Annotated in this window: 22 protein-coding genes; 11 read left to right on the top strand and 11 right to left on the bottom strand. The window is 66.1% G+C overall.

Annotated elements, in window-relative coordinates:
- Positions 1-8 precede the first annotated feature (8 nt).
- The gene (locus NNX35_RS07820) at positions 9-320 is read right to left on the bottom strand and encodes a DUF6504 family protein (protein ID WP_255766361.1); all 312 of its coding nucleotides are present in this window, start codon (positions 318-320) and stop codon (positions 9-11) included.
- Positions 321-811: 491 nt separating this feature from the next.
- On the opposite strand from NNX35_RS07820, the gene NNX35_RS07815 reads away from it, so the two are divergent.
- Positions 812-1,081, top strand: coding sequence for a hypothetical protein (locus tag NNX35_RS07815; protein ID WP_255862920.1), 270 nt, complete (start codon positions 812-814; stop codon positions 1,079-1,081).
- 10 nt (positions 1,082-1,091) lie between these two features.
- Here NNX35_RS07815 and NNX35_RS07810 read toward each other — a convergent pair whose 3' ends face one another.
- The 3 genes from NNX35_RS07810 to NNX35_RS07800 are packed head-to-tail and all read right to left on the bottom strand — an operon-like array spanning position 1,092 to position 4,410.
- Positions 1,092-2,168: an MFS transporter gene (locus tag NNX35_RS07810; RefSeq protein ID WP_255867434.1), complete on the bottom strand. Its 1,077-nt coding sequence runs from the start codon at positions 2,166-2,168 to the stop codon at positions 1,092-1,094.
- On the bottom strand, positions 2,134-2,697 hold the full coding sequence (locus NNX35_RS07805; protein WP_255867433.1) for an MFS transporter: 564 nt from the start codon (positions 2,695-2,697) through the stop codon (positions 2,134-2,136). The genes NNX35_RS07810 and NNX35_RS07805 overlap by 35 nt, the downstream gene beginning before the upstream one ends.
- Before the next feature lie 30 nt (positions 2,698-2,727).
- Positions 2,728-4,410: an MDR family MFS transporter gene (locus tag NNX35_RS07800; RefSeq protein ID WP_255862918.1), complete on the bottom strand. Its 1,683-nt coding sequence runs from the start codon at positions 4,408-4,410 to the stop codon at positions 2,728-2,730.
- Between NNX35_RS07800 and NNX35_RS07795 the strand changes: the two genes are divergently transcribed.
- Complete coding sequence (locus NNX35_RS07795) at positions 4,306-5,724, top strand: DUF2776 family protein (RefSeq protein WP_370646993.1); 1,419 nt, start codon at positions 4,306-4,308, stop codon at positions 5,722-5,724. The two genes, NNX35_RS07800 and NNX35_RS07795, sit on opposite strands and share 105 nt — an antisense overlap.
- 10 nt (positions 5,725-5,734) lie before the next feature.
- Here NNX35_RS07795 and NNX35_RS07790 read toward each other — a convergent pair whose 3' ends face one another.
- The 4 genes from NNX35_RS07790 to NNX35_RS07775 all read right to left on the bottom strand — a co-directional run bounded on the left by NNX35_RS07790 (position 5,735) and on the right by NNX35_RS07775 (position 8,347).
- Positions 5,735-6,508, bottom strand: a complete 774-nt coding sequence (locus NNX35_RS07790; RefSeq protein ID WP_255867431.1) for a tyrosine-protein phosphatase — start codon at positions 6,506-6,508, stop codon at positions 5,735-5,737.
- On the bottom strand, positions 6,501-7,073 hold the full coding sequence (locus tag NNX35_RS07785; RefSeq protein WP_255867430.1) for a DUF2087 domain-containing protein: 573 nt from the start codon (positions 7,071-7,073) through the stop codon (positions 6,501-6,503). Before NNX35_RS07785 ends, NNX35_RS07790 begins: the two co-directional genes overlap by 8 nt.
- 9 nt (positions 7,074-7,082) lie before the next feature.
- Positions 7,083-7,919 carry a hypothetical protein gene (locus NNX35_RS07780; protein ID WP_255867429.1) on the bottom strand — a complete coding sequence of 279 codons (837 nt, stop codon included), beginning with the start codon at positions 7,917-7,919 and terminating at the stop codon, positions 7,083-7,085.
- Between the two features lie 89 nt (positions 7,920-8,008).
- On the bottom strand, positions 8,009-8,347 hold the full coding sequence (locus tag NNX35_RS07775) for a chorismate mutase (RefSeq protein ID WP_227921230.1): 339 nt from the start codon (positions 8,345-8,347) through the stop codon (positions 8,009-8,011).
- Between the two features lie 96 nt (positions 8,348-8,443).
- Between NNX35_RS07775 and NNX35_RS07770 the strand changes: the two genes are divergently transcribed.
- Positions 8,444-8,881 carry a VOC family protein gene (locus tag NNX35_RS07770; RefSeq protein ID WP_255867428.1) on the top strand — a complete coding sequence of 146 codons (438 nt, stop codon included), beginning with the start codon at positions 8,444-8,446 and terminating at the stop codon, positions 8,879-8,881.
- A gap of 7 nt (positions 8,882-8,888) precedes the next feature.
- Here NNX35_RS07770 and NNX35_RS07765 read toward each other — a convergent pair whose 3' ends face one another.
- The gene (locus tag NNX35_RS07765; RefSeq protein WP_255867427.1) at positions 8,889-9,677 is read right to left on the bottom strand and encodes an SOS response-associated peptidase; all 789 of its coding nucleotides are present in this window, start codon (positions 9,675-9,677) and stop codon (positions 8,889-8,891) included.
- A 134-nt stretch (positions 9,678-9,811) separates the two neighbouring features.
- Here NNX35_RS07765 and NNX35_RS07760 point away from each other — a divergent pair, with 134 nt between their 5' ends.
- Together NNX35_RS07760 and NNX35_RS07755 are read left to right on the top strand one after the other, a co-directional pair.
- Positions 9,812-10,036, top strand: coding sequence for a mycoredoxin (locus NNX35_RS07760; RefSeq protein WP_227933722.1), 225 nt, complete (start codon positions 9,812-9,814; stop codon positions 10,034-10,036).
- 118 nt (positions 10,037-10,154) lie between these two features.
- Entirely contained in the window at positions 10,155-10,664 is a 510-nt protein-coding gene (locus NNX35_RS07755; protein WP_255867426.1) for a hypothetical protein, read from the top strand.
- Between the two features lie 31 nt (positions 10,665-10,695).
- Here the strand turns inward: NNX35_RS07755 and NNX35_RS07750 are convergent, their stop codons facing one another.
- Entirely contained in the window at positions 10,696-11,712 is a 1,017-nt protein-coding gene (locus tag NNX35_RS07750) for a zinc-dependent alcohol dehydrogenase family protein (protein ID WP_255867425.1), read from the bottom strand.
- 214 nt (positions 11,713-11,926) lie between these two features.
- Here NNX35_RS07750 and NNX35_RS07745 point away from each other — a divergent pair, with 214 nt between their 5' ends.
- From NNX35_RS07745 to NNX35_RS07730, 4 genes are all read left to right on the top strand, one after another.
- A complete protein-coding gene (locus NNX35_RS07745) occupies positions 11,927-13,012 on the top strand; it encodes an S-(hydroxymethyl)mycothiol dehydrogenase (RefSeq protein WP_255766373.1) in 1,086 nt (361 codons plus the stop codon).
- Complete coding sequence (locus tag NNX35_RS07740) at positions 13,012-13,653, top strand: MBL fold metallo-hydrolase (protein WP_255766374.1); 642 nt, start codon at positions 13,012-13,014, stop codon at positions 13,651-13,653. Before NNX35_RS07745 ends, NNX35_RS07740 begins: the two co-directional genes overlap by 1 nt.
- Positions 13,654-13,714: 61 nt before the next feature.
- Positions 13,715-14,260 carry a hypothetical protein gene (locus NNX35_RS07735; protein ID WP_255867424.1) on the top strand — a complete coding sequence of 182 codons (546 nt, stop codon included), beginning with the start codon at positions 13,715-13,717 and terminating at the stop codon, positions 14,258-14,260.
- Between the two features lie 99 nt (positions 14,261-14,359).
- Positions 14,360-15,178 carry a DUF427 domain-containing protein gene (locus NNX35_RS07730; RefSeq protein WP_255867423.1) on the top strand — a complete coding sequence of 273 codons (819 nt, stop codon included), beginning with the start codon at positions 14,360-14,362 and terminating at the stop codon, positions 15,176-15,178.
- Positions 15,179-15,185: 7 nt separating this feature from the next.
- Here the strand turns inward: NNX35_RS07730 and NNX35_RS07725 are convergent, their stop codons facing one another.
- The gene (locus NNX35_RS07725; protein WP_370646991.1) at positions 15,186-15,509 is read right to left on the bottom strand and encodes a VOC family protein; all 324 of its coding nucleotides are present in this window, start codon (positions 15,507-15,509) and stop codon (positions 15,186-15,188) included.
- 244 nt (positions 15,510-15,753) lie between these two features.
- Between NNX35_RS07725 and NNX35_RS07720 the strand changes: the two genes are divergently transcribed.
- Together NNX35_RS07720 and NNX35_RS07715 are read left to right on the top strand one after the other, a co-directional pair.
- Positions 15,754-16,029, top strand: a complete 276-nt coding sequence (locus tag NNX35_RS07720; protein ID WP_255766378.1) for a hypothetical protein — start codon at positions 15,754-15,756, stop codon at positions 16,027-16,029.
- 21 nt (positions 16,030-16,050) lie between these two features.
- A complete protein-coding gene (locus NNX35_RS07715) occupies positions 16,051-16,470 on the top strand; it encodes a hypothetical protein (RefSeq protein WP_255867422.1) in 420 nt (139 codons plus the stop codon).
- The last annotated feature ends 1 nt before the right edge of the window (position 16,471 follow it).

The raw sequence follows: 16,471 nt of genomic DNA, 5'->3' as shown, positions 1-16,471 counted from the left end.
GTCTTCCATTAGGCACTGTCCCTCAGGGCATCGTGGATGCGGATCAGGCGCCAGCGGTTGCTGCGGACATGGTGCGAGAGGTCGAGGGTGCGCAGGTCGGAGCGGTCATTGATCCGGGCCTGGACCCGCCAGATTTCGGTATCCACCAGCCCGGCACCGTGCCCGCGTTCGGCGCGGGTTTCCTCTTCCCACCAGTTGCGGCGTTCATACCAGCGCACAGGATCGGCCCCCACCTTGTAGGTACGCCCGCCCCAGATAAGCCGGAGAGGCTGGCCCGCGGGCGAGCACACCACCTCGATTGCTTCGCTGAAGGTACCCATTCAGCTTCCTCCCCGCCCGGTAGACAGGCACTCCGCCTACGTCTCTCACCACTGGTTATCAGTTAGCAACTAATTCGAACATATGTTCGAACCGCTCCGCCACCAGTGTACGACCAGCCGGGGACAAACGGCACCACTCGGGGATGGATCAGAAGGCGATGCCCGCTCTGGCACTGCGGAAGCCAGGTGCGCCGCTGCCGGCGTCGGTGCCCACATGGGGCACACTGTTCCCAGACAACTGGATTCGGCGCAGAAGCCGGGGTCCGGGCAGTTTTATCGAATGGGGGCCTAACATGACGGCAGACAGCAACACACCACCTAATGGACGGCAGCAGCCGGAACCGTGGAATCCGTTCGGGCAGGAGCCTGAACCGCCGCACTTTAATCCATATGCGCAGGACGTCCTGCCTGCGGATCAGGGCCCGTTTCCTCCCGCAGCCGGCCCCAAGCCGACACGGTTCAGCGCAGCGGCAATCACTGGAATGGTCCTCGTGACGATCGTTTGGGCGATCCTCATCCGCCCTCTTGTCAACTTCGCTACCTGGAACTTCCCCGATTTGGGGGACTCAGTGTTTGACCTGTTCATCTATTCCGGGTTGGCCATACTGCTCGGAGGAGTGGTGGGATTCAGCGTGGCGCTCGCCAAGGGGAACAAGAAGCTTGCAGCCCGCCTCTACATCATCCCCTCCCTGATTTGGCAGGGAGGCATCCTGGCTGCACTTCTCCTGCTGGTGATCGCCTTTCTCAGTTATGACGGCTGACACAGCCCGCTTAGCGGTCCGCTTCTCCGCTTACCCGCGCCGTGGTGGACAACGGCGTTTCCCGGATGAACAGGCACAGCACCAGGGCAACGGCCACGATGGGCACACTGAGAAGGAAAATGGGAGGCAGGGCCTGCCCGAAGGCCGCAGCGATGAAGTCCTGCGCCGGTGCGGGGAGTCCGCGGAGCATGGCCGGGCTCAGCGAATTGATGTCCCCGCCGAGGGCAGTCCCGGCCCCCGGCGGCGCCGCTGCAATCTCATTGCCCAACCGGTGGATGAAGATCGACCCGAACAGCGCGATCCCGAACGAGGCGCCGATCTGGCGGAAATAATTCGCTGCGGAGATGGCCGCGCCCATATCCCTGCCCGGCACGCTGTTCTGCACAATCAGCACCAGGTTCTGCATCAGCATTCCCAGCCCGAGTCCCATCACCAGCATGCCAAGAGCGGTGAAACTGTATGCGGTGGTGTCTGAGATCCGGGAGAGCAGCACCAACCCGGCGATGATCACCGCACAGCCCAGCACCGGGTAGATCTTGTACCGGCCGGTGCGCGAAATCAGCTGCCCGGTGCCGATGGAGGTCAGCAGCAGCCCGCCCATCATGGGCAGCATCATCAGGCCCGACTGCGTGGCGGTGGCCCGGTTGACCATCTGCAGGAAGGTGGGCAGGTAGGAGATGGTGGAGAACATCGCGATGCCCACGGCGATGCCCACCAGCACCGGCAGCAGGAAATTCCGGCTGCGGAACAGGTCCAGCGGAAGGATGGGTTCCGCTGCCCGCCTCTCCACCAGGACAAATGACGTGCCGGCCGCCAGCGTCACCACGGCCAGGGCAAGAATCTGCGGACTTGACCAGGCGTAGGTGGTGCCGGCCCAGGTGGTGAGCATCACCAGGGCGGCGCTCGCGAGCGCAAGCAGTCCGGCGCCTGCGTAATCCAGTTTCGGGCGCCTGCCGCGGGGTTTGGGCAGATGCAGCGAAGAGACGACGACGGCGAGCGCCACCGCGCCGATGGGCAGGTTGATGTAGAACACCCACCGCCAGGACCAGGCATCAGTGATCCAGCCGCCCAGCAGCGGACCGCCCACGGACGCCAGCCCGAAGGCCGCCCCCGATCAGGCCCATGTACTTCCCGCGCTCCCGCGGGGAAACCAGGTCTCCGAGGATGGCCTGCGCCCCGATCATCAGCCCGCCGCCGCCTACCCCCTGCAGCGCACGGAACCCGATCAGCTGGCCCATGTTCTGCGCCAGTCCGGACAGGACCGAGCCGGCGAGGAACACTACGATAGCGAAAATGAAAATGCTCTTGCGGCCGAACAGATCGCCGAGCTTGCCGTAGATCGGCAGGCCGATGGTTGCCGCCAGGATATACGCGGTGACCACCCAGGACAGATGCTCCAACCCGTTCAGGTCCCCCACGATGGTGGGCAGGGCCGTAGCGACGATGGTTTGGTCCAGGGCTGCCAGCAGCACCGAGAGCACCAGACCCGTGAAAACCGGCACGAGGTTCCGCTTCGGTTCCTCGCCCGGGGCAGCCGCCACCCGGTGCTTCGGCAGGCCGGTCCCGGAGCGGGCCGCGGGCGCCGCGGTGCGCGGCGTTATTGCTCTGTGGGACATGGCGGGTTTCTTCTCTTCTCGGTTGGCGGCCTACGTTGCGTCCACGTCCACCCGCGCCGTCCTGGACAACGGCTGCTGCACCAGGAACAGCGTCAGGACAAAGGCCGCCCCCAGGATCGGCACCCCGAGCAGGAAGATCGGCGGCAGCGCCTCGCCGAACGCGGATTTGATGAAGTCCTGCGCCGGTGCGGGCAGCGCCCGGATCTTGTCCGGGCTGATCGAATTGGCACCGCCCGACGCCGCATCGCCGGCTCCGGGCGGTGCCGAGGCCAGCTGGTCGTTCAGCCGGCGGATGAACAGGGAACCGAAAAGGGCAATCCCCAGGGAACCGCCCATCTGCCGGAAGTAGTTGGCGGTGGAAACCCCGGTACCCATGTCCTTGGCCGGGACGCTGTTCTGCACAATCAGCACCACGTTCTGCATCAGCGCCCCGATCCCCAGTCCCAGCACGAACATGCCCAGCGCGGTGAGGGAATACGGCGTCGTGCTGGAGATGCGTGAGAGCAGCAGCAGGCCGCCGACCATGGTGAGGGACCCGAGTATCGGATAGATCTTGTACTTGCCCGTGCGGGAGATCAGCTGCCCCGTCCCGATCGAGGTGGTGAGCAGCCCCGCGGTCATCGGGAGCATCATCAGCCCGGACATAGTGGGACTGGCTCCGTTGACGATCTGCAGGAAGGTCGGCAGGTAGGCAATGGACCCGAACATGGCCAGCCCCACCGCCAGCCCCACCAGTGTGCAGATCAGGAAGTTGCGGATCCCGAACAGGCGCAGCGGAAGTATCGGTTCGGACGCGCGCAGTTCCACCGGAATGAAGATGGCAACGGCGACGGCGGCCACCGCTCCCAGCGTAAGGATCGTGGGCGAGGTCCAGGCGTAGTTGTTGCCGCCCCAGCTGGTCAGCAGCACCAGGGCCGCGCTGCCGACCGCAAGCAGTGCGGCACCGGCATAGTCCAGCCGGATCCCCTTGCGTTCGGACCGCGGCAGGTGCAGGGCGGTGATGATGACCGCGAGCGCCACCGCACCGATGGGCAGGTTGATGTAGAACACCCACCGCCAGGACCAGTAATCGGTAAGGTAGCCGCCCAGCAGCGGTCCGCTGACGGAAGCGATGCCGAACGCCGCCCCGATCATTCCCATGTACTTGCCGCGCTCGCGGGCGGGCACAATGTCGCCGATGATGGCCTGCGCACCGATGATCAGCCCGCCGCCGCCTACGCCCTGGATGGCCCGGTAGGTGATGAGTTCGGCCATGCTGTGCGCCTGCCCGGACAGGGCGGACCCGCCCAGGAACACCACGATGGCGAAAATGAAGATGTTCTTGCGCCCCAGCAGGTCCCCGAGTTTCCCGTATATCGGCAGCCCGATCGTGGAGGTCAGCAGGTAGGCGGTGATCACCCAGGACAGGTGGTCCATGCCCTGCAGGTCCCCCACGATGGTGGGCAGCGCGGTGGCGACGATGGTCTGGTCCAGGGCCGCAACGAGCACCGCCAGCATCAGCCCGGCGAATACGAAGGCGATCCGGCGCCGCGAGTGCCCGCCTCCCGCCTCGGCGCTGCCCTGCGCTCCGGCACCGCCCGGCGGAGGCGTTGACCGCGCCTGCGGGGAATGGGCCACCAGGGGGACGGCGTTGACCGGCGCTCCCATGGCTCCGGCCATACCTGCTATCGGATGGGTGGCTGCGGTTCCGTGGGGCGTAAACCGGTCGGCCATGCACTCCTCCTTGGAAATTTCGGCCGGATGATGGCAGTCCGGTTGGAACTTCCATTCGACGCCCGCCGTCCTGCCAAGTCAACGGTCGGCGGCGGCCATCCCTGCCGCCGGTGCCAGCCGGCGTCGTGGCTGTGGAGGGCGCTAACTTCCATAGTCCGGGAGCGGCTCCCTGCCCCGGCGTTGTTCCGCGGTCAGGACAGGCGCAAACTGGCACTAAACGCGGACCGGCCAAGATGTCGAAGCCGCACGGGCTCACCTTCGGGGTACGCCATGAACCGTACGATAAGTGTCATTTTCCGCGTCATACCGCTAATCATGGGCGCTGTCTGTCTGTCCTTTGGCCTCTACATCCTGGCCGGGCCTGACGATGCCAATCGGTTTGTCGCCGGACACGTCAACGTCGGGCTGACCGCAATCTGTTATGCACTGTTCACTACGGCGGCCACCATCATCAGGCAGCTCATCAACCGCTATGGGCGTGTTTGGGCGATCATCCTGCCGCTCTCCGGCTACGTGGCTGCTGCCGCCGCCATCCTCTGGGGCATCGTTCTGGTCAACCGGGACAACACCGCGGAGAACCTCACGGCGGGCTTCGTTGTGATCGGCATCGGCTTCGTCGCCGCGTGCGTCAGCACCGTCGCGGCCGCGTCCACAAAATTCACGCTCATCCAGTCAGCACAGTTACTCGAGCCCCAGGGCGGCCCGCCGGAAGGTGCTCACTCCCGCGCCGTCGGCGCCGTGCTGCTCGCAGTTCCGGTGGTGTCCGCCGTCGTCGGTTTCTCCCTTGCGATCGGCCTGTTGGTGCGCGGAGATACTCCCGGATTCGTTGCCGGCCACGTCCTGATCGGACTGTCGGCAATCTGCACGGCGCTGATCGCCCTGGTCGCGAGCATCGTGCGCCAGGTGCGCAACGAATTCAGCGACGGCGAACGTTCCGCCTGGCCCTGGCTTGTCGCTGCCGCCGGCACGATCAATGTGCTGCTCGGACTATTCGTGCTGTTCAGCTCACACGAACCCTATCGGCTGGCCCCGGGATGTGTGCTGATCGGCCTCGGGCTGATCTGCTTCAGCATCCTGTCGAAGGTGCTGTTGCTCGCCCTCGTCTGGCGTCGCACGTTTGTCCTGGCCAACCGCATCCCGCTGATGCCCATCGGAACAGCGCTCACCTGTCTGTTCTTCGCAGCGTTCCTCTTTGAAGCCGCAGGCACAGACCCGGCGTTCTTTGTCCCCGCGCACGTGCTGGTTGGGCTCGGAGCTGTCTGCTTTACGCTCTTCTCAATCGTGTCGATCCTCGAAGCGGGAACGTCGGAGTAGCAGAGCAGCGTTAAGGCCCGGCGGTAACTGCTCCCCGCCAGGTGCGGATGCCGGTGCGGACTGCTTCCGGCAGCCCGGCGTCGTCAAAGAGCCGCTGCAGCGAAAAACCGTCCACCGCCGCACGGAAGGCACCGTCCATGCTGGTTCCGTGCCCGGCGCACAGTTTTTCGCTCTCTGCCTCCGGATTGGGCCGTCCCGTTGCTGCTGCGAAGGCGTCCGCGTTGCGGACGGTTTCGAAGTAGTCCTCCCGGATCTCCTCCGGCTCCGCGTCCACTGCCGCGAGCAGGACCATTGCGGTCATTCCGGTGCGGTCGCGTCCCGCCATGCAGTGGAAAAGCACCCCGCCGGGCGGGGCATCGGCGAGCGCCTGCAGGACGGCGCCCATCCGGTCCGGCAGCCGCGTGAGGTGCGGCAGGTAGTACAGCGGCGTGCCCATCAGCCCGTTGTTCCAGTACCCTTCCCAAAACTCCGGGTTCTCGGCCAGGCCGTCCAGGTCCACGTGAACCGTGGTGAGCCAGTCCGGGCGGGCGGTGGTGTCCCGCGCACGTTCGGGCGGCTGGCGGAGGTCGACGACGGTACGCACCCCCAGCGCATGCAGGGCGTCCCAGCCGCGGGGGCGGACCAGGTCCACCGTTTCGGAGCGGAAGAAGACCCCGTGCGGCGTAAGCGTGCCGTCGCGCCGTCGTCGTCCGCCCAGGTCGCGGAAGTTCACCAGCCCCTCCACGGGGCGAAGAACCCGCGCGTCGACTGCAGTGAGGTTGGCCGTATCCGGGGAACTAGGCAAATTCCATTCCTTCAGCCGGGCGGGGATGGGTGAGCCAGTACTGGGTGCCTGCCGCATCCCGGGCCACGATGCCTTCATCCACCAGATAGCGGCGGATGGCAGCGGGGTCTGCGGTGAAGGCCGCCAGCCGGGTGGTGAGTTCCTTCTCCGACAGCACCGGCCGCAGCCCCGGCTCCGGCGGCCGGGCATGTTCAAAGACCTCCCCGGCCAGGAAGTGCAGCAGCTCCAGCCGGTCGGAGCGTTTGCGCGGGTAGGACTCGAGCCTGCCGTTGACCAGGAAGCGGCGGGCCGACGTGTCGGGTGGCCGCACCCCGGCGGCCAGCAGATCGGCGAAGGCGGTCGCCACGGGTTCCACCCCGCACTCGCCGACGCGGACCAGGCCGGCGTTCTGCAGCACGGCCAGCGACTTGGCCTCGGCGGAGGTGAGATCCTCCGGGTCCAGGTGTGCGCCGTCGTCGGCTGCCAGCACGGCGCGGGCGTACAGGTGCAGGCGCCGGCGGTCTGCGAGCGCCGCCGCCACGGGACGCCAGCGGTTCGCCTCCGGCGTCGAACTAGTTTCCCCCATGGCTCTCCTTCATTCCGATGACCTGCAGGTCCCGTATCCACCGACCGGCTCATCGAGAAGCTGTACATCAGGGATCTTATGCAGCATCCCCATGGTCTCAAGCTCGGCGTACAGGTCAGCCACCGCAGCGGCGTTCCATTCCCTTACGGCGATCAGCGTCCCGTCCGGGCATTCCCGGGTTGCCGCGTCCAGGGGGAAGGGAAGCCTGCCGTACCCGGTGCGCGAAAACCAGTTCAGATAGCCGACGGACGGGGCATATATGGAGCGCTGTCCGACACCCAGCTGCTTTCCCCTCTCTGTGCAGCGGGTCATGGTTTCCGGAGTCGTCAGGCACGCAGTCTCGGGCTGCCAGATATGGACCAGCTCACCGAACCAGCGGCGGGCATCCTCAGGGAAACCGATGACGAACTCCGCGGGCGGCAGCATGGTGATCTCATTGGCCGGGTTCCCCCAGACACCGCTGCGGCCGGCAGAAATTTCGAACGAAAACAGTCCGTTTTCCGGATCGCCGGTGCCGGTCAGTGAGAACTTTGCCTTGAGGGTTCCGGTATCCACCTTGGAATAGGGAACATCGCGCTGGCGGGGACTTTGAATCAGCGCTCCCAGAGACTCGGGGTCCTTCGGGATGTCGATCCACTTCTGCCCGGACACCAGGAGGATCTGCGCCGACATCTGCCATTGGGCGTCCGGATCGGGGAATCTCTTCCGAATCAGGGGCAGCGTCAGCAGGATGCGCTCGGCAACCCGCACCGGGGTCTCCTTGCGTGATCCCCACTCCAGGGACAGCCAGGCGTGGACCCGTTCGCCATCGGGGATAGGGAAGAGGCCACCGACTGTTCGTGTCATGCAGCACAACCTACCCGATGCGGGCAACCCCGCGGTTGAGGCGCCGACGGCGTGTGGCTCGGCTCGACATGCCCGGAACCGGGCTCCCGCTAGCTGCGGCTGAAGGCGTCCAGCTTGCGCTGGGTCTCCATCTCGTGGCGGACCTTCAGCTCGTAGTCGATGAAGGCCTCGATCATGGCCGTGTACGTGCGTTCCACCACATTGCAGTCGCCGTCCTGCTCCTGGGCGGCGTGGCGGACATGGGCAATGACTTCCTCCATGCGCTTGGGCGAGCGGACGGCGTCGTCGTTGTCTTTAAGCCCCCCGGCGAGCCGGACCAACCGCTGCCGCCGCCAGATCAGCGCGACAATTTCCTCATCGATTTCGTCAATTGCTGTCCGGACATTATCGAGCTGTCCCGAAACGGATTTCTGCTCAGCTGGTTCCATGCCTTAAGAGTAACCATTCCCGGGCAGCAGGCACCGCACCGGGCCTCCGCTACCCGGGTAACGGCCGTTGGGCGTCTTCATGGCAGGATCATAGGCGTGAACCCCCACGTTTCCGTGGTCACCGTAGGCGTACGGGACCTCGAAGTAACACACGCGTTCTACGTTTCGCGGCTCGGCTGGGAAACCGTCCAATACGTCCCCGACGAGGTGATCTTCTTCCAGATCAACCACGGGCTGCTCCTGGCCTTTTTCCGGGCAGACCATCTGGCGGCTGAAGCCGGCGCGGTCGGCGAGCTCCACAACGCCCCGGTCACCCTCGGGCACAACGTGGACTCGGCAGCAGAGGTAGACGCCGTGCTGGCCAACGCCGCCGGTGCCGGCGGGGTCATCACCGCCCCCGGAACCCAGATGAGCTGGGGCGGCTATTCCGGCTATTTCACGGATCCCGACGGGCTGCGCTGGGAAGTCTGCTTCAACCCCGGCCTCAGGGTGGACGACACCGGCCGGGTCACCCTGGCAGTGATTTCCGAATAAGTTCCCGCTAGAACAGCACGTTCTCCGTCGGCACCGTCTCCGCCGGGTCCGGATGCAGCAGGTACTCGCCGTCGTTGCGCACGTTGCCTACGGCCGGATGGGCTTCGGACAACACCCAGTCCGCCGCCGTCGTGTAGGCCTGCGCCGCGGCCAGGGCTACCAGCGTGCCCGCATCGCGCCGCGCCGGGTCAAGCCAGGCAGCCATTGCGTCCGGGGACAGCGGCAGCGGCAGCCGGTCATGCAGGCCGACCAGTTCGCGCAGCACGGGTTCGGCGCTGTCCTCCGGGGGCGAGGCGACGGTGAGGATCGATGTCGAGAGCAGCCACTTCTCCGCGTCGTCTTCGGCCTTGGCCGGATCCCGCCACCACTCATAGAGACCGGCAAAGTAGATCGGGGCGCCGTCGGCCCGGGACACGTGGAACGGGCGGCGTGCCTTGCCGGGGCCGGCCTTCCATTCGTAGTAACCGTCCACCGGCACCGCACAGCGACGCGAGAGAACCGCGTCGCGGAACGTGGGCTTTTCCAGGACGGTCTCGCTGCGGGCATTGAACGCACGTACGCCTACCGACGCATCGGCTGCCCACCCCGGAACCAGGCCCCAGCGGGCAACGTGGATCTGGCGCACCTGCATCCGCCCCCGGCCCGGCACCTCCACGAACCGTTCGAGGACAACAGGGACGTCCGACGTCGGGGCCACGTTCCAGGACGCGCGCAGTTCCAGCCGGGCGTCAGCCTCCGCTTCAGCGTCGGCCACGAGGTCCCCCACGGAGCGGGCCATGACGTATCTTCCGCACATGCCTCCAGTCTGCCACCGGGAATGCCGCCGGCCGGAATATTGTTGGATCGGGCAACAATCCATTTCGACGAAGAGGAGCAACCATCGTGGCTGCCACTGCTGAAGCTTTCACCCCCGCAACCGGAACCATCACCATGTTCTCCACCTCATGGTGCGGATACTGCCGGCGCCTGAAGTCCCAGCTGGATGCCCAGGGCATCGGCTACACCGAGGTCAACATCGAGGACGTGGAAGGTACTGCGGAGCTGGTGGCCTCGCTCAACGGCGGCAACCAGACCGTCCCGACCGTGATTTTCCCGGACGGTTCCGCGGCCACCAACCCTTCCGCTTCCGAGGTGAAGTCCCGCCTCGGCCTCTAGGCGGTAGGCCCCTCGGGCCCGGCGGACGGCGGAACCGCGTGCTTGACTCACGGTTACTGAGTAGTAGTGTGGGGGCTCTTCCAGAGGGAACGGTACTACCGGGACACGAAGGAGCGAGATGAAGACCACGACGACGCGGACCGCCGTCCTTTTGTCGACAGCCGGACTGATCGCCGGTTCCGCGGTTTTTGCGGCACCGGCCTCAGCGGCTGTCACCGAATGTGAACCCGGGTCCACATCAACCACCTTCACCGGGTCCACCACAAGCCGGGAAACAGTCGGCACGGCAACGCTCACGAACAGTTCCACGGTCACTGCACCTGTCGCGCTCACCAGTGAACGTTCCGTGACCAGCCAGGCGTCTTCCAAGGGGACGATACCGCTCAGCGCGATCCTCCCCGCAGTGCGGACCGAGGTCACCCCGCTGGCGTTCGAAACCGTCAGCTGGCGTGCCGGACAGTCGGTATTCCAACTAACCTTGCCGGCGGGCCAGTCACACGATGTGACATACGGGTTCAACCTGATGTCGTTTTCCGGTTCACAGCAGGAATGTGGACTCGACGGACGCTTCGGTCCCGCAACGGACTTCAGCGGAACCGTTCCAACCGGGACCTACGTAGACTTCTAGCGCCGCGGGTGGGAACCTGCCGGGCGGTGGGTCAGGGACGCAGCAGGGCCTTTATGGTGCGCCGTTCATCCATGGCCCGGTAGCCTTCCGCGGCCTCGCTTAGCGGCAGCTCCAGGGTAAAGACCTTCCCCGGGTTGATCTTGCGCTGCAGGATCAACCCCATGAGCTCGGGCAGGAACCGGCGCACCGGTGCCGGGCCGCCCAGCAGGTGAATCTCCGCGAAAAAGAGCTGTTCCCCGGGCAGCTGCACGCCGTGCGGCACCCCCACGTAGCCCATATGGCCGCCGGGGCGGGTGCAGCCGATACCCTGCAGCATCGAGGCCTGGGTCCCCACTGCCTCCACGACGCTGTGGGCGCCCAGCCCGCCGGTCAGTTCGCGCACCGCTGCTACGCCGTCGTCGCCGCGTTCCTGGACGATGTCCGTGGCTCCGAACTCCCGCGCCAGTTCCTGACGGTCCGCGTGGCCGCTCATGGCGATGATCCGTTCGGCGCCCATCTGCCGGGCGGCCAGCACGGCCAGGAGACCCACCGCGCCGTCGCCCACAACCGCAACTGTCTTGCCGGGCCCGGCTTCGGCCGCCGCCGCACCGAACCAGCCCGTCCCGAGCACGTCCGAAGCGGCGAGCAGTGAGGGGATCACGTCTGCATCCGGCGGGTCCGCCGTCGCCACGAGTGTGCCGTCCGCGAGGGGAACACGCAGATACTCGGCCTGCGCTCCGCCGACGCCGGCGGCGTGGACACACCGGCTCTGATACCCCGCGGCGCAGATTTCGCAGGTGTTGTCGGAGGCGAAAAACGAGCCCACCACAAACTGGCCCGGCCGGATCAGCGAAACCGCTGCCCCGGTTTCTTCGACTATGCCCACGTATTCATGCCCCATCGGGCGCGGGCGGCGCACCGGGTCGATGCCCCGGTACGGCCACAGGTCCGATCCGCAGACGCAGGCCGCCACCACTCGCAGGATGGCGTCAGTGGGTTCCTGGAGTGCCGGCCGGGGGACATCCTCCACCCGGACATCCCGTTCTCCGTACAACAGGGTTCCTAGCATGGGGGCACTTCCTGGTGTTGGCGGCTGGCAGACTCCGGACCCGTTCCTGCCTTCCATGCTAGGACGGTACCCGGTCCGGCGGCAGGCCCTGACGGTTGAGCCGGGAGCGGAAGGGTAATTCCCGCTTCGCTCCCGGCGCCCCGGGTCCATAGGATGGGAAGCGGGATGCTGGACTCAGGCGTCCCGCCCGGACATCGAAAGAGGCAGCACACTCATGGTTCATAAGGTTCAGGCCGTAGTCGTCAAGGAAAAGAACGCCCCCGTCTCCCTGGAGACCATCCTGGTTCCGGATCCCGGGCCCGGCGAAGCGCTGGTGGACATCCTCACCTGCGGCGTCTGCCATACCGACCTGCACTACAAGCAGGGCGCCATCAACGATGACTATCCGTTCCTGCTCGGGCACGAAGCCACCGGCGTTGTTTCCGCCGTCGGTCCCGACGTGACCGAGGTAGCCCCCGGGGACCGCGTGGTGCTGAACTGGCGCGCTGTCTGCGGCGAATGCCGTGCCTGCCGCAAGGGTGAGCCGCAGTACTGCTTCAACACCGCCAACGCCACGCAGAAGATGACGCTGGAGGACGGCACCGAGCTGACGCCCGCGCTGGGCATCGGTGCCTTCGCCGAGAAGACCCTCGTCGCCGCCGGCCAGTGCACCAAGGTGGACGACGACGTCGACGCCGCCGCGGTGGGCCTGCTCGGCTGCGGCGTGATGGCCGGCATCGGCGCCGCCATTAACACCGGCGCCGTGCAGCGCGGAGAATCCGTGGCCGTCATCGGCTGCGGCGGCGTAGGCATTGCCGCCGTCGCCGGCGCGAAGCTGGCCGGCGCCACCACCATCATCGCCGTGGACATCGACCCGGCCAAGGTCGAACTGGCCATGGCCCAGGGCGCTACGCACGGCATCAACTCCAAGGACGAAGATCCGGTGGAAGCCATCCGCGCCCTCACCGGCGGCTTCGGCGCCGACGTCGTGATTGACGCGGTGGGACGCCCGGAAACGTATAAGCAGGCCTTCTACGCCCGCGACCTCGCCGGCCGCGTGGTGCTGGTGGGTGTGCCGAACCCGGAGATGAAGATCGAACTGCCGCTGGCGGATGTGTTCGGCCGCGGCGGCTCCCTGAAGTCCTCCTGGTACGGCGACTGCCTGCCCTCCCGGGACTTCCCCATGCTGGTGGAGCAGTACAAGCTCGGCCGGCTGGACCTGGATGCCTTCGTCACCGAGCGCATCGGCCTGGGCGACATCGAGGAAGCCTTCACCAAGATGCATGACGGCAAGGTCCTGCGTTCGGTGGTGGAACTGTAATGTTCCGCATCGACAACGTGGTCACCTCGGGAACCTTCTCCCTGGACGGCGGCACCTGGGACGTGGACAACAACGTCTGGATTGTCGGCGACGACGCCCAGGTGATCGTCATCGACCCCGCCCACAACATCAACGCGGTTGCCGAAGCCGTGGGTGACCGGGAGGTCATGGCCATCCTGCTCACCCACGGGCACGACGACCACATCCGCGCCGTCGGCGAAGCCCGGGACCGCTTCAGCGCCCCGGTGTTCCTGCACGCCGCGGACCGGATGCTGTGGGACGCCGTGTTCCCCGACGAGGGACCGGACGATGTGATCGAGGACGGCGACACGTTCGAGATCGCCGGCCATACCCTGCGCGCCCTGCACACACCGGGCCACTCCCCCGGATCGGTCTGCTTCTCGCTGGCCGCCGGCGAGGACGTTCCGGAGCCGGTGGTCTTCAGCGGCGACACACTGTTTAGCGGCGGCCCCGGCGCCACCGGCCGTTCCTACAGCGATTTCCCGACCATCATCGAGTCCATCCGGGAACGGCTGCTGACGCTGCCGGCGGAGACGAAGGTGCTCACCGGGCACGGGGATTCGACGTCGATCGCCGCCGAAGGTCCGCACCTGCAGGAATGGATCGACCGGGGGCACTAAGGCCCGCCGCGCCCATCCGAACGCAGGCCGCGGGCGCCGCGGCCTGCGTTAGGGTGTGCGCATGGGAGTTCACTGGGAACAGCTGCTGGACCTGTCCGTGGATGAGGCCGGCGCGGAAAAGCGCCTGCAGGAAGTCCGAAACTGGCTTAGAGCCTACGGCTGGAGCAAGGCCGATCCGGACATGTTCTTCACGTATTACGACAAGCACCCTGCTGACGCCTTCGGTCCCCGGAGCCACCTCACCGCCGGCCCCGGGTTCGACACCAGTTATGCCTTCGTCGCAGGCCGGGATTTCTACCACGCCGGGGACGGTGCAGGAGGACCGGAGTGCCGCAAATGCGGCACGGAACTCCCGCTGATGCCCATCATCCCGCAGATACGGGAATGGGATGAAGGCGGGCCTGAACCCTTCCTCATCTGCCCGGAATGCTCCTGGGCGGGCCTGCTCGGGAACTGGGACATCGGCGGATGCATGGCGGTGTCGTCATTTGCGCTCGTTATCGATACCTCCAGCAGCGGGACATCAGTCCCGCTCATTGACGCCCTGATCGAAAACCTGCAGACAGAGCTCGGCGGCCGCTGGGCCTACGTTCACCACCATCTGTAGCACCCGGGATCCCCGTCCGCGTTCGTCCCCGGATTAGGACTTTGCCCGCCGAATCCGCAGGCCCTTGTTTCGGGTGGCGCCCCGCCAGAGACTTGTTCCATGGCCCTGCAAATCAGTCCCGCTTTCTGGAAGCTCCTGCCGGAGCTGCGCTATGAACCCACGCCTCGGCGTATCCGTGCGCAGCTCGGCGGCAACACCGTGGTGGATTCCACCAATGCGGTGCTGGCCTACGAGCCGCGGCGGGTCACCCCCATCTACGCCGTACCCGCCGGGGATATCTCAGCGGAGGTGACGGCTGCTTCGGAGCCCGACGGCGATCCGCTGGCCGATGTGCCGCCCGGCGCCCTGATGGACCCGCGCTACCCGTTCTCCGCGCACACTGCCGCCGGCCAGCCGCTGGACCTGCGCGCGGGAGCGCATGAGCTGCCCGGTGCCGGGTTCCGTCCGGATGATGCAGATCTTGGCGGGTATGTGCTGCTGGACTTCAATGCGTTCGACCGGTGGCTGGAGGAAGACCAGGTGGTCGAGGGGCACCCCCGGGATCCCTTCCACCGGGTCGACGCCGTGGACTCCTCGCGTGCGGTGCGGGTGCATTTGGGCGGACAACTGCTGGCCGAGACCCGGCAGCCGCTGCTCGTGTACGAAACCATGCTTCCGCCGCGGACCTATTTTCCGCGCAGGGACGTGGACTGGGATGTCCTCAACGCATCGACCTTCCGGTCCGTCTGCCCGTACAAGGGGACGGCGAATTACTGGTCGGTGACCGGGCATCCGGCGGGAACGGACCTGGCCTGGTCGTATGAACGGGTGCTTCCCGATTCGGCGCAGCTCAAGGACCGGGTCTCGTTCTTCGACGAGCGCACCGAGGTCTACGTGGACGACGCCAAGCAGGAGATCAATTCCCTGTTCCGCTTCTAAGGCTGCTTCAGTCCGCCGTATCGGCGATCTGGATAAGGTTGCCCACGGTGTCGGAGAAAACCGCCGTCGTTATTGGTCCCATCCGGGTAGGCGGCTGAGTGAAAGCCACGCCCAGGTCCAATAGCCGGTGATATTCGTCCTCCACGCTGTCCACAGCGAAGGAGGTGAACGGGATCCCGTCCGCTACCAGCGCCTCCGTGAACGGCGCAACGGCGGGATGCCCGGCCGGCTCGAGCAGCAGTTCCACCCCGGCGTCCTCCCCCGGCACCCCCACGGTCAGCCAGCGCGCCCCGCCCGCCGGCACATCCTGCCGCTGTTCGAATCCCAGCACCCGCGTGTAGAAATAGTGCCTTATCTTGGTCGTCCACAAAAATACTGGTCACCACAATCCTCATGGTTGCTCCCTATCTGTTCGGGTTTTCACGGGCCGGCTATCCGGGAGTTCCGTCGGCACACGGCCAAATGCGGGAGAGGTAGTCCTGTCAAACCCCCGGCTGTGCAGGGCACTGGCCGCTGATAACCGGGATTTGTAGCGTTGTTGCCCCAACGCCGACACCAGAACGGAAGACCACACCATGTCAACGCCTAATGAATCGTACGAACTTGCCCGCCGCCGCGTCATCGCGAAAACCATCTACAAGGGGGTGGTCGGTCTGTGGCTGCTGCTCGCGGTCCTTCAGGTCGCTATCTGGTACTTCACGACGCCGGACGGCTACTTCTGGCCGGTCTGGCCGATCCTGGGAACTCTTGTCGCCGCAGTCATTGCGGGGATCCCTGTCTACGCAGGCCGTCCCGCCATATCGGATCGCCGTATTGAAGCCGAAGTGGCTCGGATGCGGCGAAACGGCTGACCCGTACCAGGAGAGGACATCATGCTCGACAGCACTCACCAGGTCATCGCCGGCGTCGTTCTCCTCACCGTCCTCGGCGTCGCATACGGCGGCCGGTTCGTCTTCACAGCGGTAACCGGACGATTCCCGGCGAACGATCTCCAAAAGAGCTTCTTCCGTGCCGGCCATGCCCACGCGGGAGTGCTCATCATCCTCGGCCTCCTGATCATGGTGATCGTGCAGGCGAACCGCGTACCCGAGCCGTTCGCCACGATTTCCCTCGGCGTCCTCGTGGCTGCAATCCTGATGCCCTCCGGTTTTTTCGTCTCTGTGATCGGCCAGGATCCCGCACGGCCCAACCGGGCCATTATGCTTCTCTGGATTGGAGCGGCTGTGCTGGGCGTCGGCGTGCTGGCCGCCGGCGTCGGCCTCATCGTTCAGGGAGTCATGTCAGCGCCATGAA

This window comes from Arthrobacter sp. zg-Y844 (assembly GCF_024385465.1).
Lineage (GTDB): Bacteria > Actinomycetota > Actinomycetes > Actinomycetales > Micrococcaceae > Arthrobacter_B.
This window is presented reverse-complemented; position numbering and strand designations above follow the sequence as displayed.

Excerpts from the sequence above, each read along its gene's own strand:
- NNX35_RS07715 (WP_255867422.1), top strand. The coding sequence starts at position 16,051 with ATGCTCGACAGCACTCACCAGGTCATCGCCGGCGTCGTTCTCCTCACC.
- NNX35_RS07795 (WP_370646993.1), top strand. The coding sequence starts at position 4,306 with ATGGGCCACCAGGGGGACGGCGTTGACCGGCGCTCCCATGGCTCCGGC.
- NNX35_RS07730 (WP_255867423.1), top strand. The coding sequence starts at position 14,360 with ATGGCCCTGCAAATCAGTCCCGCTTTCTGGAAGCTCCTGCCGGAGCTG.
- NNX35_RS07805 (WP_255867433.1), bottom strand. The coding sequence starts at position 2,697 with ATGTCCCACAGAGCAATAACGCCGCGCACCGCGGCGCCCGCGGCCCGC.
- NNX35_RS07745 (WP_255766373.1), top strand. The coding sequence starts at position 11,927 with ATGGTTCATAAGGTTCAGGCCGTAGTCGTCAAGGAAAAGAACGCCCCC.
- NNX35_RS07785 (WP_255867430.1), bottom strand. The coding sequence starts at position 7,073 with ATGGGGGAAACTAGTTCGACGCCGGAGGCGAACCGCTGGCGTCCCGTG.
- NNX35_RS07820 (WP_255766361.1), bottom strand. The coding sequence starts at position 320 with ATGGGTACCTTCAGCGAAGCAATCGAGGTGGTGTGCTCGCCCGCGGGC.
- NNX35_RS07750 (WP_255867425.1), bottom strand. The coding sequence starts at position 11,712 with ATGCTAGGAACCCTGTTGTACGGAGAACGGGATGTCCGGGTGGAGGAT.
- NNX35_RS07760 (WP_227933722.1), top strand. The coding sequence starts at position 9,812 with ATGTTCTCCACCTCATGGTGCGGATACTGCCGGCGCCTGAAGTCCCAG.
- NNX35_RS07765 (WP_255867427.1), bottom strand. The coding sequence starts at position 9,677 with ATGTGCGGAAGATACGTCATGGCCCGCTCCGTGGGGGACCTCGTGGCC.
- NNX35_RS07775 (WP_227921230.1), bottom strand. The coding sequence starts at position 8,347 with ATGGAACCAGCTGAGCAGAAATCCGTTTCGGGACAGCTCGATAATGTC.
- NNX35_RS07740 (WP_255766374.1), top strand. The coding sequence starts at position 13,012 with ATGTTCCGCATCGACAACGTGGTCACCTCGGGAACCTTCTCCCTGGAC.
- NNX35_RS07735 (WP_255867424.1), top strand. The coding sequence starts at position 13,715 with ATGGGAGTTCACTGGGAACAGCTGCTGGACCTGTCCGTGGATGAGGCC.
- NNX35_RS07720 (WP_255766378.1), top strand. The coding sequence starts at position 15,754 with ATGTCAACGCCTAATGAATCGTACGAACTTGCCCGCCGCCGCGTCATC.
- NNX35_RS07755 (WP_255867426.1), top strand. The coding sequence starts at position 10,155 with ATGAAGACCACGACGACGCGGACCGCCGTCCTTTTGTCGACAGCCGGA.
- NNX35_RS07800 (WP_255862918.1), bottom strand. The coding sequence starts at position 4,410 with ATGGCCGACCGGTTTACGCCCCACGGAACCGCAGCCACCCATCCGATA.
- NNX35_RS07780 (WP_255867429.1), bottom strand. The coding sequence starts at position 7,919 with ATGACACGAACAGTCGGTGGCCTCTTCCCTATCCCCGATGGCGAACGG.